The organism is Microbacterium sp. LWS13-1.2, assembly GCF_040144835.1.
Taxonomy (GTDB): Bacteria; Actinomycetota; Actinomycetes; order Actinomycetales; family Microbacteriaceae; genus Microbacterium.
On sequence record NZ_CP151632.1, the window covers coordinates 885,577 to 905,376 of the forward strand.

General features: G+C 66.1%; 16 protein-coding genes. 7 read left to right on the plus strand and 9 right to left on the minus strand.

The genetic code is table 11. From position 1 onward, the window contains the following. Positions 1 to 47 precede the first annotated feature (47 nt). Together MRBLWS13_RS04310 and MRBLWS13_RS04315 are read left to right on the plus strand one after the other, a co-directional pair. Positions 48 to 1,370, plus strand: a complete 1,323-nt coding sequence (locus tag MRBLWS13_RS04310) for an NAD(P)/FAD-dependent oxidoreductase (protein WP_349427808.1) — start codon at positions 48 to 50, stop codon at positions 1,368 to 1,370. A 52-nt stretch (positions 1,371 to 1,422) separates the two neighbouring features. Continuing rightward, positions 1,423 to 2,220, plus strand: a complete 798-nt coding sequence (locus MRBLWS13_RS04315) for a transglutaminase family protein (RefSeq protein ID WP_349427809.1) — start codon at positions 1,423 to 1,425, stop codon at positions 2,218 to 2,220. 88 nt (positions 2,221 to 2,308) lie between these two features. Here the strand turns inward: MRBLWS13_RS04315 and MRBLWS13_RS04320 are convergent, their stop codons facing one another. After that, positions 2,309 to 3,031, minus strand: coding sequence for a hypothetical protein (locus tag MRBLWS13_RS04320; protein ID WP_349427810.1), 723 nt, complete (start codon positions 3,029 to 3,031; stop codon positions 2,309 to 2,311). 133 nt (positions 3,032 to 3,164) lie between these two features. Then, positions 3,165 to 3,443, minus strand: coding sequence for a hypothetical protein (locus tag MRBLWS13_RS04325; protein ID WP_349427811.1), 279 nt, complete (start codon positions 3,441 to 3,443; stop codon positions 3,165 to 3,167). A gap of 186 nt (positions 3,444 to 3,629) precedes the next feature. Here MRBLWS13_RS04325 and MRBLWS13_RS04330 point away from each other — a divergent pair, with 186 nt between their 5' ends. Next, on the plus strand, positions 3,630 to 3,842 hold the full coding sequence (locus MRBLWS13_RS04330; RefSeq protein WP_349427812.1) for a hypothetical protein: 213 nt from the start codon (positions 3,630 to 3,632) through the stop codon (positions 3,840 to 3,842). 31 nt (positions 3,843 to 3,873) lie between these two features. Here the strand turns inward: MRBLWS13_RS04330 and MRBLWS13_RS04335 are convergent, their stop codons facing one another. From MRBLWS13_RS04335 to MRBLWS13_RS04365, 7 genes are all read right to left on the minus strand, one after another. Further along, positions 3,874 to 4,623 (minus strand): aldolase/citrate lyase family protein, encoded by a 750-nt coding sequence (locus MRBLWS13_RS04335; RefSeq protein WP_349427813.1) that lies wholly within the window; start codon positions 4,621 to 4,623, stop codon positions 3,874 to 3,876. 43 nt (positions 4,624 to 4,666) lie between these two features. Then, a complete protein-coding gene (gene mftD / locus MRBLWS13_RS04340) occupies positions 4,667 to 5,887 on the minus strand; it encodes a pre-mycofactocin synthase MftD (RefSeq protein WP_349427814.1) in 1,221 nt (406 codons plus the stop codon). 69 nt (positions 5,888 to 5,956) lie between these two features. Then, positions 5,957 to 6,976, minus strand: coding sequence for a sugar ABC transporter substrate-binding protein (locus MRBLWS13_RS04345; RefSeq protein ID WP_349427815.1), 1,020 nt, complete (start codon positions 6,974 to 6,976; stop codon positions 5,957 to 5,959). 72 nt (positions 6,977 to 7,048) lie between these two features. Then, entirely contained in the window at positions 7,049 to 8,077 is a 1,029-nt protein-coding gene (locus MRBLWS13_RS04350) for an ABC transporter permease (protein WP_349427816.1), read from the minus strand. A gap of 22 nt (positions 8,078 to 8,099) precedes the next feature. Continuing rightward, on the minus strand, positions 8,100 to 9,686 hold the full coding sequence (locus MRBLWS13_RS04355; protein ID WP_349427817.1) for a sugar ABC transporter ATP-binding protein: 1,587 nt from the start codon (positions 9,684 to 9,686) through the stop codon (positions 8,100 to 8,102). Positions 9,687 to 9,824: 138 nt separating this feature from the next. Then, positions 9,825 to 10,775 carry a LysR substrate-binding domain-containing protein gene (locus MRBLWS13_RS04360; protein ID WP_349427818.1) on the minus strand — a complete coding sequence of 317 codons (951 nt, stop codon included), beginning with the start codon at positions 10,773 to 10,775 and terminating at the stop codon, positions 9,825 to 9,827. Positions 10,776 to 11,034: 259 nt separating this feature from the next. Continuing rightward, positions 11,035 to 11,910: an aromatic alcohol reductase gene (locus MRBLWS13_RS04365; protein ID WP_349427819.1), complete on the minus strand. Its 876-nt coding sequence runs from the start codon at positions 11,908 to 11,910 to the stop codon at positions 11,035 to 11,037. A 508-nt stretch (positions 11,911 to 12,418) separates the two neighbouring features. On the opposite strand from MRBLWS13_RS04365, the gene MRBLWS13_RS04370 reads away from it, so the two are divergent. From MRBLWS13_RS04370 to MRBLWS13_RS04385, 4 genes are all read left to right on the plus strand, one after another. Continuing rightward, positions 12,419 to 13,831, plus strand: coding sequence for an MFS transporter (locus MRBLWS13_RS04370; protein ID WP_349427820.1), 1,413 nt, complete (start codon positions 12,419 to 12,421; stop codon positions 13,829 to 13,831). A 107-nt stretch (positions 13,832 to 13,938) separates the two neighbouring features. Further along, on the plus strand, positions 13,939 to 16,701 hold the full coding sequence (locus MRBLWS13_RS04375; RefSeq protein WP_349427821.1) for a glycoside hydrolase family 3 C-terminal domain-containing protein: 2,763 nt from the start codon (positions 13,939 to 13,941) through the stop codon (positions 16,699 to 16,701). 10 nt (positions 16,702 to 16,711) lie between these two features. Then, positions 16,712 to 17,302 (plus strand): helix-turn-helix domain-containing protein, encoded by a 591-nt coding sequence (locus MRBLWS13_RS04380; protein WP_349427822.1) that lies wholly within the window; start codon positions 16,712 to 16,714, stop codon positions 17,300 to 17,302. 42 nt (positions 17,303 to 17,344) lie between these two features. Next, a complete protein-coding gene (locus MRBLWS13_RS04385; RefSeq protein ID WP_349427823.1) occupies positions 17,345 to 19,645 on the plus strand; it encodes a glycoside hydrolase family 3 N-terminal domain-containing protein in 2,301 nt (766 codons plus the stop codon). The last annotated feature ends 155 nt before the right edge of the window (positions 19,646 to 19,800 follow it).

A 19,800-nucleotide genomic window follows, 5' to 3' on the forward strand; every position in this document is an offset into this window, starting at 1 on the left:
GATAGCGTCGGAGCGCGCGGTGCTGCGCGCGCAGGAGGACGGTGCACATGGATCATTTCGACACGATCGTCGTCGGCGCGGGGGTCGCGGGGCTCACCGCGGCCCGCCTGCTCGTCGAGGCCGGGCGCGATGTCGTCGTGCTCGAGGCGCGCGACCGCGTCGGCGGCCGCGTGTCGACCGACCGCCGCTTCGGGCTCGTCACCGACATGGGTGCGTCCTGGATCCACGGGATCACCGGCTCGCCGGTCGCCGCCGCGGCCGAGGCGTTCGGCATGCGCACCGTCGAGTTCACCGTCGGCGGCTACCAGCCCGACAGCCGTCCGATCGCGTACTACGGACCTGACGGCGTTCGATTGACGGATGTCGCCGCGCAGGCGTTCGTCGACGACATCCACGCGCTCGACGCCGCCCTGCTCGACGTGGTCGCGGCTTCCGCCCCCGACGCCTCCTACCGCGACGTCACCGAGACAGCCCTCGCCGCGCAGGGCTGGGACGCCGAACGCGCCGAGCGCGTGCGCGAGTACCTGGAGCACCGCTCCGAGGAGCAGTACGGGGCCTGGATCGAGGACCTCGCCGCCCACGGCCTGGACGACGACACGATCGACGGCGACGAGGTCGTGTTCCCCGACGGGTACGACCGCCTCCCGCGGCGACTGGCCGAGGGCATCGACATCCGCCTCATCCATGTCGTCTCCCGCGTGCAGTGGTCGGCGGAGGGGGTCGTCGTGACCACCGACCACGGAGCCTTCTCGGCCGACACCGCCGTCGTCACCGTGCCGGTCGGCGTGCTGCAGTCCGATGACTTCGTCATCGAGCCCGCGCTCCCCGAGCCGGTCGCCGGCGCGCTGAGCCGGCTGCGCATGAACGCCTTCGAGAAGGTCTTCCTGCGTTTTCCCACCCGGTTCTGGGACGACGGCGTCTACGCGATCCGGCAGCAGGGGCCCGAGAGCCGGTGGTGGCACTCGTGGTACGACCTGACAGCGCTGCACGACACCCCGACGCTGCTGACGTTCGCCGCGGGACCTGCGGCCGTCGAGACGCGCGACTGGACCGAGGAGGAGATCGTCGAGTCGATCCTCGTGCAGCTGCGGCGTCTCTACGGCGATCGCGTCGAGAACCCGACATCCGTGCACGTCACCGACTGGCAGGACGACCCGTGGTCGCACGGGTCTTACGCCTACATGACCGTGGGCTCGACGACCTCCGACCACGACGATCTCGCGACGCCGGTCGGCGGCGTCCTGCATCTCGCCGGCGAGGCGACCTGGACCGATGACCCGGCCACCGTGACCGCGGCGCTGGCCTCCGGTCACCGCGCGGCGGCCGACGTCCTCGGCCACGACATCCCGATCGACACCGCCTGGACCTGAGCGTTCGCCGTCATTTTCGCTTTCTCGCGGCGTTCAGGGCAGGCTTGGGCAGATGCAGCGCACGGTCACCAGCACCATCGTCCTCGACATCACCGAGCCCGCCGACCTGGTCTTCTCGATCGCGGCGGCCGGCGTCTACGAGCTGAGCCGGGAGCGCGTCACCGCGACTCTGGACGGCGCACCCGTCTCCATCACCGAGCTGACCGACGTCCACTCCACTCGGCTGCATCGGGTGGAGAGCGGCATCGGCGAGCTGGTGATGAGCTACAACGCGACCATCGAGGGGGCGGCGACGCCGACGGCCCGCGACGACGTGGAGCTCCTCACCTACCTGCGCCCCAGCAGGTACTCCGAGTCGGACGCGCTCGCCGAGACCTCTGCCGCCGAGTTCCGCGGCATCCGTGGCGCGGCCGAGCTTCTGACGGCGGTGTCGTCGTGGGTCGGCACCCGCCTGAGCTATGTGCCGGGCTCCTCCCTCCCGACCGACGGCGCGGTGCGGACGCTGCTCGCGCGACGAGGCGTCTGCCGCGACTACTCCCACCTGTGCGTCGCGCTGCTGCGCGCACAGGGGGTGCCGGCACGGTCGGTCGCGGTATACGCGCCCGGGCTCGACCCGATGGACTTCCACGCGGTCGCCGAGGCGTGGGTGGACGGTGCGTGGCGGGCGGTCGACGCGACGACGCTCGCACCGCGCTCGACCCTCGTGAGGATCGCGACCGGCAGGGATGCCGCCGACACCGCGTTCCTCAACGTCATCTCGGGCCGGGCCGACCTCGTGAGCATCGCGGTCGCCGCCGTCGCCGACGAATTGCCGGACGACGACCTCGACCAGCTGGCCAGCGTGCTCTGACCACGGAACGGCGGGTGTGATGGATCCGTGGGCTCTCAGGGTGCACGGAAGGCAGTGACCGTCTCAGACAGAGGGACAGGCTCTCCCTTCACGTCGAAGTACGCAGGATCTCCGACGACGACGGAGAGGTTCTCGTCGACGCTCCACATCGCCCCCCGGAACGTAGCTTGGCCCGCTCCGGTCCGCGCAACCGGAACCCACCTCGGTGTCTTCCGGAATCTGCACGGCTCTGAATCAGACGCCGTCCAAGCTTTCGGTCTGCCCGACGAAAATGGCGTAACTGTCGTTCGTAGCGACGTGCCGGATCGTCGAAGGGTTCCCTCGGCTCGCCTACCTGAACCAGTCCCGCCCGCGGGTGGTCATCGGTTGTCTGCGGTTCGCCGAACTCGGGGATGTCCCGGTATGCCCGCGACTCCGTCGGGCTGTCGAGGGACTCTGCCGATGTGGCGACAATCGCGGGACCGGGGATGAACGCCACCGCAAGATAGGTCACGGCCGGGGCCGCGACGAGCAGTCCCGTCCCGACCGCTGCGGCGCGACGCCAGCCGGCGGCCACCGCACCGATCGTGGCGGCACAGACGAGCACGACTGCGATCGTCGCCAGCAATGCAACGCCGGTGCGGTACGCGGGGATGCAGGACCTGGGCATCGGGTAGATCGCCGGGCAGACGATCGGTCCCCATGGAACGGCTGCGAACCAGATGATCGCGATCGTCGCGACGCTGAGCGCCGATGCGACGATGACCAGTCGCCACCGGACGCGCTTCGGCGCGGTACTCCGGCTGGCAACGAGTCGCTCGCTCGTCGTCATGTGCATCCCGATCTGACGGTGTTGCTTTCGGATACGGGACTGCTGCCGATGCTCTGGCGCAAGGCTAGCGCCCGCCAGCGCCGTACAATGACGGCCGCCCCCAAAACGGCATGTATGGAGGTCGCTTCCCCGTTCAGCTCACGCAACGCACGGTGTTCACTGCGCCGTAGACATTCGCGTAGCTGCCTGCGTGGGCAGTGGCGTGCACCGTGGTTCCCGACCGGGCCTGCGCGTCGCCGGTAGGTCGGTCGTTCGCGATGGACCGGACCGTGAACGCGGCGACGGTCGGATTGCCGCACGAGCTCCACGAGAGCTTCGCGCCCTGGGCGCCATATCCGTCGAAGACGCACACGTTGCTGGTCGCGCAGCCACCAGGGTCGCGAGTGAAGTCAATGACGTCGAACATGATCATCCGGTCGGGCGAGGGCCGCTTTACGGCCACCGTAACCTGCCACTCGGCCCCACCGCACCGGGATAAGAGGTCACGGAGAAGGTCTGTAAGGAATCGGCCGCTCGCGCAAAAGGCCCTCGCGAGCGCGCACCCCACCGGCGAGGAGACCTGTCACATTCGATCAGGTAGCCACTCGATTGGAAAGCCATGACAGACAACCGTTCATCGACCACGACAGTCGTCGAATACCTGCTCTGGACTCTCTTCACCCTGTTCCTCGCGGTCGGCGCATGGCTCGGCATCGCCCTCCCGCTGCTGTTCGGGAAAACAGACCGGCTTCCGATCGCGCTTCTCGCCCTCGCGGCCGCCGTGACAGCCATCGGCGTCAACATCGCCGTGCACTACCGCTCAGCTCGCTAGGCGAGCGGACCCGCCGGGACGAGCTCGCCGATCAGCGAAGTGCGCCCACCCGAGAGTCGTAGGCGTCCTTGGCGGCCCGTGCTCCGATGCCGAACGACGCGTACTGGACGCCCAGAATGATGCGCGACGCGCCTCGGCTGATCGCCCAGTCGAGCTCATCCTGCGCCCATCCGGCACACATCCACGGCTTCTGGGCTGCCTGGATCGCGTCGACGATCCGATTCATGTCGGCGAGATCCGCCTCACTGCGGGTGTACATCCCCCGCCCCCTGCTCATCGACAGGTCCGCCTGACCGATCATCAGCCCGTCGACGGTACTGAGCGCCGCGATCTTCTCGATGTCCGCCAGCGCATCGGACTCTTCGATGAGCGGGAAGCTCAGGGTCCCGGCATCCGCTGCCGCAACCGCCTCCGCCGTCATCGGACCCCACGTCGTGTTCCGACCGCTCGCGAGGCTGCGCGTGCCCACCGGCGGGTACTTCGCATACTCGGTCACTGTCCGAGCATGCGCCAGGCCCCCGATGTGCGGAACGATCACGCCCGTGCAGCCGAAGTCGAGAGCCTGCTGAATGGGCTCGCGATCCGGACCGATGACCTTGGCGAACACCTCTAGCCCGAGCCCGAGGAGGAGCGGAACGTGGCGCGAGAGTGTCGCAAGGTCGAACATTCCGTGCTCAAGATCGAGCATGACGAAGTCAAACTCCAGATCGGCGATGATCTCCGCTGCAGGAACGCTGTTGTCCGCGAGCCAGAATCCAGTTTTTGTCATTCGATGAACCACTTTCTTTGTTCGGTGAGATTTCGCTGCAGATCCGCGTCGCCGATCAGACGCCTTGCCTCGCGGTGGTGCGCGTGTGCCGCAGATCGGTATCGATGAGGAATCCATCCGGAAGCACCAGATCGTCGATGGTCACGTCGCGGATGGAGGATTTGCCCAGCGATACCAGACCGCGCTCGATGGTGCCGCGGAAGCTCTCGAGGACCTCGTACACGCCCCGCTCTCCATCAGCGGCGAGTGCATAGAACCACGGTCGCCCGATCATCACCGTCGAGGCACCCAGTGCGAGAGCTTTGAGCACGTCCGTACCACGGCGCACGCCGCTGTCGTAGACGACCTCGACCTGATCCCCGACTGCGCTGACGACCGACGGCAGGAACCGCAGCGGTGAAGGAGTCGTGTCGAGGTTGTTCCCTCCGTGATTGGACACGCTGATCGCGGTCGCCCCCGCGTCCACAGCACGCCGCGCGTCGTCCGCCGCAACGATGCCCTTGACCATGAGCGGGCCACCCCAGAGTCCCGCGAGCCACGCGACGTCGTCCCAGGTCGGCACCGCTGTCCCGAGCCACTCCATCAGGCCACCCACTAGGGTCGGGACCGGGCCGCCGACGGTACCCATGTTGGGGGCGTTCAGGCCCGGCAACGTGCGCTGCTTAACATAGCGCAGGAACCACGTGGGGTGACTGGCCGCCATGGGTGCATACTTCACGAGCGTCGCGAGATTGATCCCATCCGGGTACACCGGCGAGCCCCAGTCCCGCGGGTTGTACGCGACGCGGGTGGCCGAGAGGTCGATGGTGAGGATCAGCCCCTTCACCCCTGCCTTCCGGCAGCGCTCTACCCGCGCCGCGATGACGTCGCGATCGCCGGACCAATAGAGCTGCGCGAAGGACCGCGAGTTCGCCTTGGTCACTTCTTCGATGCCGACGGAAGCGACGTTGCTCAGCCCGATCGCGGTACCGGCGCGCTCGGCCGCGCGTGCGACACCGACTTCGCCATCCGGGTGCATCGCAAATGCCGCAGCCGGGGACACGACGACCGGCATTTCGATCTGCTGGCCCATGAACGTCGCCGCCAGATCGAGCTGAGCCGGCAGCGCGACGCCGACGCGCGGAATCATGCCGATCTGCGTGAAGGCGGCGAGGTTGCCGCTCATCGTGGCGCCGGAATCGCTCCCCGCCTCGAGCGCATCGTAGACGTCCTTGGGCAGCAGCCTCTTCGCCTTGATATGCGCCTCGTTGACGGACTCGAGTGGCTTGTGAGCCATGTCTTCTCCTAGTTTCTCGTTTGTGTGGATGTCGCGTCGTTACTGACGGACCGTTCGCGGTCAGTCACCTTACTGAGTAACCAGTGGCAGGTCATCGAGGCTGTAGGAACGGTCGTCGGGTGCCACGTAGGAGTCGAGGTTGGCCTTGGTCCAGAACGTCGACTTGACCACGAGCTCCTTGTCGGGGTTGCCGTCCTGAATGTCTTTCGCCGCTTTGACGACGGCGGCGCCGGTTGCGGTCGTGTTGGGGTCCCACGTCCCCGTCAGCCGGCCCTGCTTGATGGCCTGAATGGCATCGTCGTCACCGTTCGTGCCCACGAGGATGATCCCCGGGCTCGTGCCGTCGGAAATGGTGCCGCCTGATTGGATGATGGCTGCCGAGATGCCGAGCGCCGAAGCGTCGTTGTAGCTCCAGAAGGCATCGACTCCGGGGTACTTCGACAGCATGTCGGCCGCGAGGCTGGATGCCGCGGCAGGGTCATCCGTCATGTTGTCGGTCTCATTCACCACCTCCAGTCCGGCAGCCTCGGCTGCCTCGACGAAGCAGGCGACGTTGGCCTGGAGCGAGGCCACGGGAGGGCCACCCATGACCAGGATCTTTCCGCCGGGGTGCGCTTTCGCGATCATCTGCGCGGTCAGCTTGTTCGGCGCGTCGTCCGCCTCGCAGAGGTACACCTCCCAGAACACGCTCGTCGTGAACTCGGGCGAACGGTCGTTGACGCCGATCAGAGGAACATTGGCAGCCTTTGCCTGCGCGAAAGTTCCCTGCATCGCGCCCATGTCCAAGGTCCACAGTGCGAGCACGTTGTCCCCCTTCTGCAGCATCGTCTGCATGTCGGACGACTGCTTATCAGCGGACAGGTTCGCGTCGAGGATGTCGGTCTTCCAACCCAGATCCGCCGCTGCCCCGATCATGCCATTGGTGATTGCCTGCTGCCCCTGCTGTGACTGCACCGGCGCGGCGTAGCCGATCGTCCATGCATCCGATGCGGCGGTGGCATCGGAGTCGGATGCGCCGCTGCACCCTGCCAGGAGCACGGATGATGCTGCGATACCGATGACGGCGGTAGTCAGTTTTGAGTTCCTCATGAGATTCCTGTTCGTCGTACTGTCGGGATGGGGATAACGCGTGCGACGGTCGTGCCGTCGAGGGATACAGGATCAGGCGCTGCTGAGCTTCTTTCGTCGAAACACGCCCCTGTCGCGAGCCACTCCAAGCGCCACGGCGAGGATCAGAACGGCTCCGTTGACTGCTCCGCGCCAGAACGACGAGACATTCGTCAGGGTCAGGCCGTTCTGGATGATGCCGAGGAAGAACACACCGATGACGGTGCCGAGCACGCCGCCTTCACCGCCCGAGTACGCCGTTCCTCCGATGAGCACGGCCGCGAGAACGGTCAGCAGGAGCGTCCCGTCGAATGTCGGCGCAGCACCGGTCAGACGACCCACTTGAATGAGGCTCGCCAGCGCGGCGGACAACCCGGAGATGAGATAGACGAGCAACGAGGTCATCTGCACGTTGATGCCGTTCAATCGCGCTGCTTCGCGGTTCGAGCCGATCGCGAAGACCGCGCGGCCGAATATCGTGAACTTCAGCACCAGCACGGCGGCGACCACGAGGATTACGTCGAGAACGAGGAGAAGAGGCACGCCCAAGGCGGAGCCCAGCATGAAGCTGTAGATCGGCTGGAACCCGGCGATGTCGAAGACATTGATGGTCTTGCCATCGCTCACGACCAGCGCCAGGCTGGCGAAGACGGACGCCGTCCCCAGGGTCACCACCAGAAAGGGGATGCGCCCGAAGTTGATCAGGACACCGTTGAGAGCGCCGAACAAGCAGCCGATGATCAGTGTGGCGAGCACCGCAGGCAGAGCATCGAATCCACTCTGCAACATCAGGCAGAAAGCGACACCGCTGGCGGCTCCCGCCGCCACGACGGACAGATCCAGGCCGCCGGAGAGCAGGACGAAGGTCGTTCCGACGGCGAGTATCAGAACCGCGCTATTGGCGCTGATGAGATTGGTGAAATTGCCGACGGTGAAGAAGATGGGCTGAGTGAAGCCCAGAGCGATGCACAGAACGACGATTCCGGCGATCGCACCGGTACTCGGCCCGGTTGCTCGGAGCAGCCGCGAAATCAGTGGTGCGCGAGCAGGAGCGAGCGGCCGCTCGTCAACGTGAATCGTCATGATCGAAGACCTTTCGGGGGAATCACTTGGTGGATGAGTGAAGATGGCCACTCACGGCGAGGGCGCCCAGAGCCTCCTCGGAGATGTCTGTGCCCGACAGCTCGCCGGCGACCTCCCCATGGAAGAACACCCCGATCCGATCGGCGAGCCCGATCAGTTCCGGCAACTCCGACGAAATCAGCACGATCGCAGCGCCTTCTGTTGCCAGTTGCTGTAGGAAGGCGTAGATCGCGCTCTTGGATCCCACGTCGACACCGCGGGTCGGCTCGTTAAGCACGTAGACCGGGCAGTTGCGCGCGAAGGTGCGACCGAGGATGGCCTTCTGCTGGTTGCCTCCTGAGAGCAGGGCAATTCTCTGGTCGGCAGACGACGTCTTGACGCCGTATCTTGAGATCGCGCTCTTGACCTTGTCCCGCTCGACTCGGGAGCGGATGACGCCCAGGCTCGCGATCGACTCCCGCCACGCGATCGTCATGTTCTCGGCGACGCTGCGCACGGGCAGCAGCGCCGCACGGCGACGATCGTCCGGCACATAGCCGATACCTGTGCGCATCACTGAGCGTGGGTCGCCCAGCTTGACCACGACGCCATTAACCGTCACGGTTCCCTGCGCCGCGATGGCGCCCCCGAGCGCCATCGCCAACTCCGCCTTTCCGGAGCCGACGAGACCGGCGATACCCAGAATCTCACCGGACCGAACGACCAGCTCCGTCGGCTTCAGCTCTCCATCGCTCTGCCGCAGTCCGGAGACACTCAGAACGGTCGATCCGATGCTCGAGGTACGGGAGCCGTAGTAGTCACCCAGCTCGCGCCCGACCATCATCGTGACGAGCTGTCGTTCCGGCGTTTCCGGCAGATCGACGGTGCCCACGACGCGACCGTCGCGAAGGACCGTGGCTCGGTGGGCGGTCGAGTAGAGCTCGGGCATACGGTGCGAGATCATCAGAACAGCCACGCCGCGCCTGGCGAGCTCTCGCACGATACTGAGGAGGCGGTCGGTGGCCTTCTCTGACAGCGAACTCGTGGCTTCGTCGAGAATGAGCAGACGGGCCTTGGACGAGATGGCGCGTGCGATTTCGACTTCTTGCTGCAGTTCGACGCTCAGGTCCCGAACCAGCGTGTCGACGTCGATGTGCACGCCCAACTCGTCGAGGACCTCTCGAGCGCGGCGGCGGGCCGTCCGCCAGTCGATGAGTCCGCCGCGACCTCGCGGCAACCGGCCGAGCAGGACGTTCTCGGTCACCGTGAGGGTTTGGGCCAAGGTCAGCTCTTGACTGATCATGACGATTCCCAACCCGAGCGCCATGTGCGGATTGACAATCTTGAGCTCGATGCCATCGACGAGAATGCTGCCCTCGTCGGGCTGCTCGACACCCCCGATGATCTTGGACAGTGTGGACTTTCCCGAGCCGTTCTCACCTGTGAGGGCCACGATGTCTCCTGCCGAGATCGTGAGACTCGCATTGGCTACCGCCACCACTCCGGGAAACCGCTTCACCAGATTGCGCACCTCGATGAGCGGGGCCGGGATGCCGTGGTCGGCGATGCCGTGGTCGGCGATGCCTGCCTTCGGACGTCGCGAAAGTGCCGACTCAGAGGAGGGGGTCATGGCATCATGCTGGGCGGACTCACCAGTGGCGGTCCAATGCCTGTTCCGTCCTGGTTATGCCTGAAATGGCATGGCGCGAACCTCAGCTATGCGCATGACGTCGAGCGCGTCACTCTCGACAGTTCCGCGGTGGCGCGGTCAAAACACCTTCTCGGCAGGTCTGAGAAAGGGCGACACGTGCGAGTCCGCGACCGTCGTGAGGCTGTCGATCAGCCGCATCTTCGCCCGATTGAGCGGCGCATCCCGCTTCATGATGATGCCCATCTGGCCAGGGATCATGTCCAGTGGGATGGGCAGGATGTCGAGTTCATCATCAGTGCTGGCGACGAGCATCGGCAGCGACGCGATGGCATCGCTCGCAAGCAGGATGGGCTTGGTCGTCACTATGCTCGAACACTCGATGAGATTGCGCGGCAGCGGAAAGCCGTTGGATGTGAACATCTCATCGAGCGCGGGCCGAACCATCGACGAAGCGCACGGCAAGACCCACGGGTAGTTGAGCAATTCAGACAACTCAACCGGACGATCGATGGCCGGATGCCCCCTACGCACAACCAGAGTCAACGGCTCGTCGTACAACGGAAGATAGCGATGCTCCGGCAGACGCACCCGAGGAAGTCTGCCGACCAGCAGATCGAGCTCGTCCCGGTTCAGCAGGGCGATCAGGCGCTCTTGATACGCTTCGAACACGCTGACCGTCATCGTTGGATACATCGACTTCAGGTCGACGATGGCTTTCGGCAACAGGAAATGGGCGGCCGCAAGGTTGGCACCGACGCTGACGACCCCGCTAGAGGCCATATTGACCTCATCGAGATGCTCACCGGCCCGGCGCAGTGTGTTCAGAACGACCCACGCGTACTCGAGAAAGATCTCGCCCTCGGCAGTGGGCTTCACTCCTCGCGGGCCTCGTTCGAAGAGTCTGACGCTCAAGGCCCTCTCGATCTCCTGCAACCCCCGGCTGACGAATGGCTGGGTTACGTTCAGTGCGGTTGCCGCACCGACGAGACTTCGAGCCTCGGCGACAGTCGTGACGAGAATGAGGTGTCGCATCCGGATGCGACCGTCAAGAAGTCGGTTTGAGATCATGGTCTTCGCTCTCGATCGCGTCCGGGCGCATCCGTCTGGCTGGCGGGCCGGAATGGCCTAGCTTGTGCTATCAAAGCACTTGCGGGAGCCACACTCCATCTCTTCTCTCCTCGCAGCGTCCAACTGCACTGACTCGACCGATCCCCGTGCGCCGAACGGCCGCGCCAGCGGAAGAGGGAGCGAGTCTGGGCCGTCCTCGAGGACGGCCCAGACGGACAGCGTCGCGGAGAAAGCGGGGTGTCACTCTCCGTTGGTCCCGTCAGACATCGAGATTCTCCTCGATCCAGTTCCTCAAAGTCGTAACCGGGACGGCACGGCGAGCGTTGAAGGTATCGGCCTTGTCCCACGCCACCCCGCGGCCCTGCGCGAACACGGCACGGTACTTCTTCGTCATGTTGTCTGGGTCGTCGGCAAGCTCGTCCAACAGGAGTGGCACGGTCCACTCCACGCGTTCGAACGGACGCTCGAGCACCGCTTCGAGCGTGTCCGCCAACTCGCCGTAGGTGATGGTATCGCCGGCAAGATAGACGATCTCATTGCGGATGCGAGGCTCGGTGAAGAGAATCTCGGCCGTCAGAACGCCGATATCTTCTGGCGTCGTCACTGTGACGGCTGTGTCCAGACCGCCCAAGGCGTTGACCGTGTCGTTCGGCAGGTCGACCATGCCGGAGCCAGGTTCGAACAAGTAGTTCATGAACACTCCGGTGGAGATGATGACCCACTCAGTCTCATCCTGGGATCGCAACAGCTCGCGCACGTCCAACTGAGAGTCGAAGATGTCTTGCGGGCTCCCACGGCCGATCACCTCGAAGTCAACGCCGAACTGCCAGGGAAAGTAGCGCGGGATCTTCGCCCCGAGCGCGGCGTGCGCAACTTTCATCGGCGTCTCGATCCCGGCAGCGAAGCCCGTGCAACCGATCACGGTGTCATAGTTCGCGAATACCGATGCGAGTTCGTCAATTGAGCATTCCACCAGGTCGCCCTGCACGATCTCGACTCCCAGGCTGCGAATCTCGGCGATGTCGCGGCGCTTCTCCGGCGCAGTCGAACTGAGGCTACTCGGTCGGAGCAGAACACTTACTGTCGCACCTTCCACATCTCGAGCCCGGCGAGCGACGTTGCGCAGAACCGGCATCCCTAGCTCTCCTGCCCCGATGATGAGGATGTCTCGCGAAGTCGGTATCGAACTTGAGTCTGCCATTTGTGCTTTCCTTACTCGAATCTGGCCGATTCTTCCGGTCGTCCGTTGTGAAATGGGCGCGATCGGCGGAGGTCAGCGGCTGAAGCTCGCCCGTGCCTCCGCTGCTCACCAGCCGACTTTCCTCGACGAGTTCAGCGCCAGCAGCTTGTCGAGAATTCCCTTTCCGTCCCCGCCACGACAGTTCGCTGGATCGTGTGAGTCCGTCAAGCATGCGCAGCAGAATCACCACGAGGATGAGTGCGAGCACGAGATCCGAGAAGCGAAGACGCCGAAGAGGACAGGGCGGCGATCGCGTCTTCGTGCGAAGTCCGCAGTCGTCGTCCGGATCGCGAGCCCTGCTCAACACGCCCCCGTTCGGTTCGGGCGCACTGTCGAGCTCCGGCTCCGCAACTCGCATGACGTCGCAACATGCTTGCGCTGATAAACCTTTACAAGTTAGGTTTTGGTCGACAGGCGCGCAACCTCCTCCCGGCGGTCTCCCGGCGCCGCATCCATCCGGCCAAAGGAGGCAGGTATGAGTACCGTCAGTGGATCCGCCGCAGGTAACCCGTCAGGAATGACGACGGCCAGCAGAACGCACGAGCATCACTGGTTCAGCGAGCCGACCGACCCGCCGAAGAAGAGCTATGTCGCGTGGCTTCTCATCGGGCAGCTGGTCTTCTTCGTCGCGCTGCTCGGCCCGGCAGTCGTGGGCCTCGGCATGAAGATCGGCGCGCTGCAAGCCTCGGGAGCGATTCCTCAGGGAGGCGAGTCCTTCAACAGCGCCGCGGCCGTTCTTGGTGGTGTCGGCGCTTTCTTCGCCACCGTCGCGAATGTTGTGTTTGGGCGCGTCTCGGACCGCACCACATCGCGGTGGGGCCGTCGTCGCATCTGGATCGTGCTCGGCGTGACGATCATGACGATCGCCTTCGTCATCATGGCGCTCGCGCCGAACCTGATGCTCGCGACGATCGGCTGGGCGCTCGCGCAGACAGGCGCGAACATGGCCCTCGCTCCATTCGTCGCCACGATCGCTGACCAGGTACCCAAGCAGTCGCACGGATCGGTCACAGCCGGTCTCGGCATCGCGCAGCAGGTCGCCATAGTACTCGGCATCTACATCGCCGGCTGGTTCGCCCCCAACCTCTTGGTGGTGTTCGTGGTCCCGTCGCTCTTCGCGATCGTGGCTCTGGTGATCTTCGCGGTCGTCCTGCCGGACAAGGTGCTGCCGGTGAAACCGGACCGGATGAGTTTCGCCGAGGTCGTCCAGACATTCTGGGTGAGCCCGATCAAGTTCCCCGACTACGCGCTTGCCTGGTGGTCGCGGTTCCTGATCACGTTCGCGAGCTTCGGCTTCATTGCCTTTCGTTTCGCCTACATGCAGTTTCACCTGGGCGTGCCGGCGGAGGAGGTCCCTCTTCTGATCGCCAATACCACCCTCGTCTATACCGGCGCGCTGGTCCTCACCGCATGGGCCGCTGGGAAGATCTCCGACAGAATCGGCCGCCGCAAGATCTTCGTCTGGACCTCGACCGCGATCTACGCCGTGGGGACGTTCTCGCTGATCTTCATCAACACCGTGCCCCAGTACTACGCTCTCGAGCTCATCCTCGGTCTGGCGTACGGCATCTATGTCGGGGTCGACTACGCGCTCGTCATGGACGTACTGCCCAACCCAGACGACGCGGGCAAGGATCTCGGCGTGTTCAATATCGCGAACGCACTGCCGCAGACATTCGCACCGCTCATCGGCGGTCTTGTGCTCCTGGGGACCGGTGGGCCCAACGGCTCGGACTACGGCGTATGGTTCACACTCTGCGCCGTCGCGTGTTTGATCGGCGCGCTCGTCATCTTCCCGATCAAGAAGGTCCGCTAACCGGCCGCCGCGGCCGGCCCCGATCGGGTCGGCCGCGGCGCTCTCCCGTCGCTTCCCACGCTGGGCCGTCGAGCGCGCTGCCCAGCACACGACACGGAAGAATGAACATGAACCGCGATGCATCCATCCCTGCTCAGTCCTGGGCGACCGACGAAGTCGAAGCACGTGTGAACGCGCTGCTCGGCGAGATGACCCTCGACGAGAAGATCGCCTTCGTCACGGGCGGGCTGAACTGGAACTACGCGTTCTACGCCCGTCCGCTCGAACGACTCGGCATCCCTGCACTGCAGATGGCCGACGGTCCCGCCGGAGTCCGCGTCAACAGAGGGGACGTGCACGAAGGCAAGGCGACGGCCCTGCCCGCCCCGATCGCCCTCGCCGCCACGTGGGACCCGGAGCTCGCGTGGGAGTACGGCACCGTGATCGGGGCGGAGGCCCGCGCCACCGACCACAACGTCTCGCTCGGCCCGGCGGTCGATATCGCACGGGTTCCGCTCGGCGGCCGCACGTTCGAGTCGTACGGCGAAGACCCGCGGCTGGCCGCCGCGATCGGCGTCGCATTCGTCCGCGCCGTACAGGCGCAGGGCGTCCAGGCATGTGCCAAGCACTTCGCCATCAACAATCAGGAGGACCACCGCACCTCGATCGATGCCGTCATCGACGAGCGCACCATGCGTGAGTTGTACCTTCCGCCGTTCGAAGCACTCATCCGCGAGGGCGACGTGGCATCGATGATGGGCTCGTTCAACCGCATCAACGGCACGTTCGCATGCGAGAACCCGACTCTTCTCACCGACATCCTGCGCGGTGCGTTCGGATTCCGCGGGTGGGTGATGAGCGACTACGGTGCCAACCACTCGACGGCACCCGCCATCAACGCCGGCCTGGACCAAGAGCAGCCGGCCGAGGGCCACTGGGGCGGACAGCTGTGGCATGGCGTGCAGAACGGCGAGGTGGCCGAGACGACTCTGGATGAGAGCGTGCGCCGTATCCTGCGTCCGCTGATTGGGCTCGGACAGCTCGAGAGCCCGGCATCCCTCGGGGAGTTCCCCGAGGACGAGCATCACCTGATCGCGCAGCGGATCGCGGAGGCATCCATGGTGCTCCTCCGCAACGATGGCATCCTGCCGCTGTCCGGCGTTCGCAGAGTCGCGCTCATCGGCACCGACGTAGACACCGCAGGCGCCAAGGGGGGCGGCAGCTCGCTGGTGCGCGCGACGAGGGAGATCTCGCCGCTCGAGGGTCTCACCCGCGCTTTCGGCGATGGCGTCGAGATCGGTCTCGCCTTTGGCGCGGAGCCGGTCACCCCCGGCGTGCTGCTGCCGGGACCGCCGACCGTTCCGGAGGCGTTCTTTTCGACGCCCGATGGGAAGCGGGGACTCGTCTCCGAATGGTGGACCAGCACCGACCACAGCGGCGAGCCCCTCGTCTCGCGCGTCGACGGCCTCATCGAGCACAACCTTGGGGCCCACAACTTCCCCGGCTTCAACGCTGGCTCGCCGCGCTATGAGCCGTTGCCCGGTGAGCTGAACGGTCAGTCGTCGGCACGATGGACGGGAACCCTCACTGTCCCGGTCACAGGCACCTACCTGTTCACCGTCACCGCGCTCGGCCGATTCTCGTTTGAGCTCGGCGAAACCGTGGTGGCTTCGAGCGACACGACGTCGATGCGTAATAGCACGACGGCGGAGGTCGACGCCTCGAGGTCGACCCTCGCCGTGATCGACGGGGCCGACGCGACCGAACTCGAGGCTCATGAACGTGCCGGAGTCCAGCCGTACAACTGGGGAGGAGATGGTGGAGGTTCTGCCGCGATGTACGACGTCTCGATCGTGCTCGTCGCCGGCAGGCCCTACCGTGTCCGATTGGAGTACGCCGCGGACGACCCTTCGCAGGGTTTCCTGCTGGGCGCTCGTATCCGGCTGGGCTGGATGCCTCCCGCGGGCGTGGTCTCCCCGGACATCATTGCCGCCGCGGAACTCGCCGCCGCATCCGATGTCGCGATCGTCGTCGTCCGCACGTATGAAGCGGAGTCCGACGATCGGCCGAGCATGCTCCTGCCGAGCGGACAGGATGCCCTCGTGCGCGCGGTGCTCGCGGCAAACCCCCGCACAGTGGTGGTGCTGATGACGGGGGCGCCCGTCGACATGACGGACTGGGGTGCGGAGCCGGCGGCCCTGGTGCAGGCCTGGTTCCCCGGCCAGGCGCAGGGAGACGCGCTCGCGCGCGTCCTCACGGGTTCGGTCGAGCCCGGAGGACGACTGCCGCTGACCCTCCCCCGCGATCTGTCCCAGACGCCCGGCGCAACTGTCGCACAGTACCCGGGCGTCGATGGGAAGGCGCACTACAGCGAAGGTGTGTTCGTCGGGTATCGCGCCGTGCGATCGGACGGGGCGCAGCCGGCATTTCCGTTCGGCCACGGGCTCGCCTACACCTCGTTCGCCTACGAGGAGCTCGTCGTCGAAGCGGGCACCAGGGAGGCCATCGCCACGTTGTCGGTCACGGTGCGCAACGTTGGTCCGCGAGCGGGGTCTGAGGTCGTGCAGGTGTATGTAGGCGAACTTCCTGTCGACGTGCCGACGCCCGAACGCCAGCTCGCCGCGTTCCGGAAGCTTCACCTCGAGCCCGGCGCGACGGCACGCGTCACCCTCGAGATCCCGGCTCGCGCGGTGTCGTACTTCGACGTTGCCACACACGATTGGGTGATCGCCGATGGCATCGTGGACGTGCTCATCGGGGCGTCCTCGCAGGACATCCGGCTAACCTCATCCATCCCGGTCGGAGCATCTCGCTCCGTCGAGGAGTGGGTGCCGGACTCGGCGGCGGGATGGGAGGAGAGCGATCCCACCGTCGTGGGTGCGATGCCATAGGCTGACCCCCATGGCGACCCGGGGACCCTACGCGAAAGGAACCGCGAAACGGGCAGAGATCCTGGAAGCGGCACTCGAAGCCGTGGCGCAGCACGGCACCCGTCGTACATACGTGAGCGAGATCGCTGAGCGCGTAGGTCTCACACAGACGGGCCTCATGCACCACTTCCGCTCGCGCGAGGAGCTCTACGAGGAGGTGATCCGCGCGCGCGACGAGCACGACCGCGCCACCTACGCCGACGCGCCGACGGGCATCGAGGGCTTCTTCGCCGTCATCGAGCACAACCAGGAGGTCCCCGGCCTCGTCCAGCTGTACGTCGAGTTCTCCGCCGAGGCGACGCACTCCGAGCATCCGTCACACCACTTCTTCCTCGAGCGCTACGCGAGCCTGCGCACCGCGCTGGAACGGGATGTCGCGCTGGCCCGCGAATCGGGCGATATGGGCGGGAATGTGGATCCCACAGCCGTGGCGGACCTCCTGATCGCCGCGGCGGACGGGCTGCAAGTGCAGTGGCTGCTCGATCGTTCCGTCGACATGGGCGGCCGCTTGCGCGCACTGTGGAGCAGCTTGTGCCTTGCCTCATGGGCGGACCACGCTTAAAAGTCTGAGCCACTTAGGTTTTTGGGTGCAACGTGTGACAGGATGGCCCGCGTGAACGCTCGCACCCCCCGTTACTTCGACCCGTCGGTGCCCGTCGACGACCGCGTGAAAGACCTCCTGTGCCACATGTCGCTCGAGGAGAAGGTCGGGCAGATGATGCAGCTCGACGCGCGCGGCGACCTCGACGATCAGGTCGTACGCATGCACGCCGGGTCGATCCTGCACGCGTCGCCGGAGCGGGTGCGACGTGCTCACGAGCTCACTCTGCAGACGCGCCTGCGGATCCCGCTCCTCGTCGCCGAGGACTGCATCCACGGTCACTCGTTCTGGGAAGGGGCGACGATCTTCCCGACACAGCTCGGCATGGCGGCGTCGTGGGATGCCGGACTGGCCGAGCGCGTCGCACGCGCGACCGCGGTCGAGGTGTCGGCGACCGGCATCCACTGGACCTTCTCGCCGGTGCTCTGCATCGCGCGGGATCTCCGCTGGGGCCGGGTCGACGAGACATTCGGCGAGGATCCGTTCCTCATCGGCGAGCTCGCATCGGCGATGGTGCGCGGCTATCAGGGCGGTGGCCTCGACGACCCGACCGCGATCCTCGCGACGGCCAAGCACTTCGCCGGCTACTCCGAGACCCAGGGCGGCCGCGATGCGAGCGAGGCCGACATCTCGCAACGCAAGCTCCGCTCGTGGTTCCTGCCGCCGTTCGAGCGGGTGGCGAAAGAGGGATGCCGCACCTTCATGCTCGGATACCAGAGCATCGACGGCGTGCCCATCACGGTCAACGACTGGCTGCTCAACGACGTGCTGCGCGGCGAGTGGGGATACACCGGAACCCTCATCACCGACTGGGACAACGTCGGGCGCATGGTGTGGGAGCAGAAGGTGCAGCCCGATTACGCGCACGCCGCCGCCGCCGCCGTGCTCGCCGGCAACGACATGATCATGACCACGCCCGGCTTCTTCCAGGGCGCACTCGATGCGCTGCGGCACGGCCTCATGACCGAGGAGGCCCTCGACCGCGCGGTGACCCGCATCCTGCTGCTCAAGTTCGAGTTCGGCCTCTTCGAAGACCCGCGCCTGCCCGACCGCGAGCGCATCGCGGCGGCGGTCGGCTCGGCCGAGCACACCGCGCTCAACCTCGAGGCGGCACGTCGATCCCTCGTGCTGCTGCGCAACGACGGCACGCTGCCGCTCGCCGGCGGCGTGACGGCGGACGAATCCGGGCGCGGAGTGTCGCCGCACCGGCGTCGCATCGCAGTCGTCGGGGCGCTCGCCGACGACGCCCAGACGCAGCTCGGCGACTGGGCCGGCGGATCTGGGCAGGCGGACTGGATCCACTCGCAACCCCGGCAGATGATCACAACCCTGCTCGATGGACTGCGCGCCCAGACGCCGGCGGACTGGACCGTGACGTTCGCGCCCGGAGCCGACATCTTGACTCTCCGGCCCGATCCAGAGGGAGAGTTCTTCACCGATGGGCAGCCGCGTCCGGCGATCGTCACGCCCGCTGAACCGGACGAGACGATGATTGCGGATGCGGTATCCGACGCCCGTCGCGCGGACTACGTGGTCGCCGTCGTCGGCGACCGCATCGAACTCGTCGGAGAGGGACGCTCCACGGCGACCCTCGACCTGGTCGGCGCGCAGCGAGCGTTGCTCGAAGCCCTCGCGGCGACGGGCACTCCGCTCATCGTCGTGCTCCTCGCCTCCAAACCGCTTATCCTGCCTCCCGCGGTGACCGATGCGGCCGCGGTCGTGTGGGCCGCCAACCCCGGTATGCGCGGTGGTCAGGCGATCGCGGAGCTGCTGCTGGGGCTCATCGAGCCGTCCGGGCGCCTCCCGATCTCGTTCCCCCGGCACGTCGGCCAGCAGCCGACGTACTATAACCAGATCCGCGGGCAGCACGGCGACCGCTACGCCGACTTGACCCAGCGCCCCGCCTACGCGTTCGGCGACGGCCTGTCGTACACCAACGTCGAGTACGACGCCCTGTGGATTGCCGAGGACCGCGTTGAGCACGACGGCGCGGTGCGCGCCGTCGTGACCGTACGGAACTCCGGCGCGCGGCCCGCGCGCGAGACCGTGCAGGTGTACGCGAGCGACCTCGTGACCTCGGTGAGCTGGGCCGATCAGGAGCTCAAGACGTTCCGACAGATCGATCTGGCGCCTGGCGAGGAGGCCCATGTGGAGTTCGAGCTGGCGGCCGCGGCGTTCACCATCGTCGATGCCGATGGTCACCGCGTCGTCGAGCCCGGCGAGTTCGAGTTGCGCGTCGGGCCGTCGAGTCGCGGTTCCACCCAGCTACGTGCCCGCTTCGTCATCGAGGCCACCGCAGGCTGAGGCGCTTCACTACGATCTCGGGATCAAGAACAGGAAGCACCAGGCCCGAGTGTCGGGCGACTGGGCTACCACGGGGAAGCCCTCGTGGCCGCCACCTACGCGCACATATGTGCGTAATCAGCACTTGCGGCCGCTCCCGACGACGATTCGGCGTG